2 protein-coding genes are annotated in these 1,379 nt (G+C 71.1%); both read right to left on the reverse strand.

Annotated elements, in window-relative coordinates:
* Nucleotides 1–325: 325 nt before the first annotated feature.
* The gene (locus ACRYRX_RS22560; RefSeq protein ID WP_432515442.1) at nucleotides 326–595 is read right to left on the reverse strand and encodes a hypothetical protein; all 270 of its coding nucleotides are present in this window, start codon (nucleotides 593–595) and stop codon (nucleotides 326–328) included.
* Between the two features lie 271 nt (nucleotides 596–866).
* Nucleotides 867–992, reverse strand: coding sequence for a hypothetical protein (locus ACRYRX_RS22565; RefSeq protein ID WP_432515443.1), 126 nt, complete (start codon nucleotides 990–992; stop codon nucleotides 867–869).
* Between the last annotated feature and the right edge of the window lie 387 nt (nucleotides 993–1,379).

Here is a 1,379-nt window from a genome sequence, read left to right on the forward strand (position 1 = left end):
GGCGCAAGAGGGTCGTGCCGCAGGCTCGCTCTGAACCCCGGCGCGCTCCATGTCCAGAAGCTGCTCACGCAGCTCCTGGCCGCCAACCACCGGCCGTCCGTCGCTCACCTGGGTCACTCTCAGCAGGACCAGGCTGCCTCGGTATCACCGTCCCGAGGCTCAGACAGGGGCCGCTGGCGGGAGGTTGGTCCAGGACGTCCCACGGCGCCGTGCTCCACCACATCGGCACGGCTCTGAAACCCCTGCGACGGGATGCTCCGGGGACTAGCCGGATACGGGCGAGCGAGCTGGCCACGCATTCACATCATCGGCCCCGGAAAGGGATTCAGGAAGCATTTCGCTTCGTGTCGGCCAGGACTTCTTCGAGATGCCACACGAACGCACCAACCGCGCCCTGCTTCTTCTCGTACGCCCGGGCCGAGCGCCAGCCGCAGGAGCACCGGATCGCGGCTCCGGTCTTGGGCGTCACCGGCCTGGTGACCTTGGAGTACTTCGGCGTGTACGTCTCCTGGAAGAACTCCGGCTCGTGGCCGAGCTGGATGGCCTTGAGCATCCGGCCCTGGGCAGCCTTGCTGATCACGTCGCGCAGACCCACGTCCCTACCCCCTCACCGGTGCCAACAGCCGTACGCACCTCCATCGTCCTCGACGAGCTGGTCGACGAGGACCTGGACGACGAGGCTGCCGCGGACCTCGCTGCGCTCGGCCCTTGCCACTGGATCCGAGGGAGACCGAGCAGGTCAGCCAGGCGGAACGCGCGACGAGCGCGGCGTGGCAGTCGTCGAGGGGGTGCGCTGACCGGCAGGCCACGCGCCGGCTCGTCCTCCGCGCTGGCGCGCGTGCGGGCGTGCCGGCCCCTGGCCGGCCTCACAGCGCCACGTCCTCGCGGCAGACCAGGCAGCGGGCGACCTCACCGAACGAGGTGGGCTCAGGATCGAGGAGGAGGCCCTCGCACTTGGGGCAGTGGTTGTGGTGGGCGAAGAAGTGAGCCACGGCGGGAAGTCCTTGCGCGAGAACGTGGTCGGCACCCGCCGCATGGCGGGGGGCGGGCGGAGCCTGCCCCTGTAGTCGCGCCGGAGGGCCCCCAGGGGCCCCGCAGTCAAGGACCGCCGTAGGCGGCCCCGGAGGGGCGCGAAGCGTCCTTGACGGTGGGGGAGGGGGGTCCGTAAGCGCGGCGGGTGCTCGTCGAGCGCAGCGAGACAGGAGGACGCCCGCGAAGCGGGCCGGATCGGCGCGAAGCGCCGCGCGCCGGAGGCGCAAGAGGGTCGTGCCGCAGGCTCGCTCTGAACCCCGGCGCGCTCCATGTCCAGAAGCTGCTCACGCAGCTCCTGGCCGCCAACCACCGGCCGTCCGTCGCTCACCTGGGTCACTCTCAGCAGG

The organism is Kineococcus lubricus (genome assembly GCF_050871965.1).
Taxonomy (GTDB): domain Bacteria; phylum Actinomycetota; class Actinomycetes; order Actinomycetales; family Kineococcaceae; genus Kineococcus.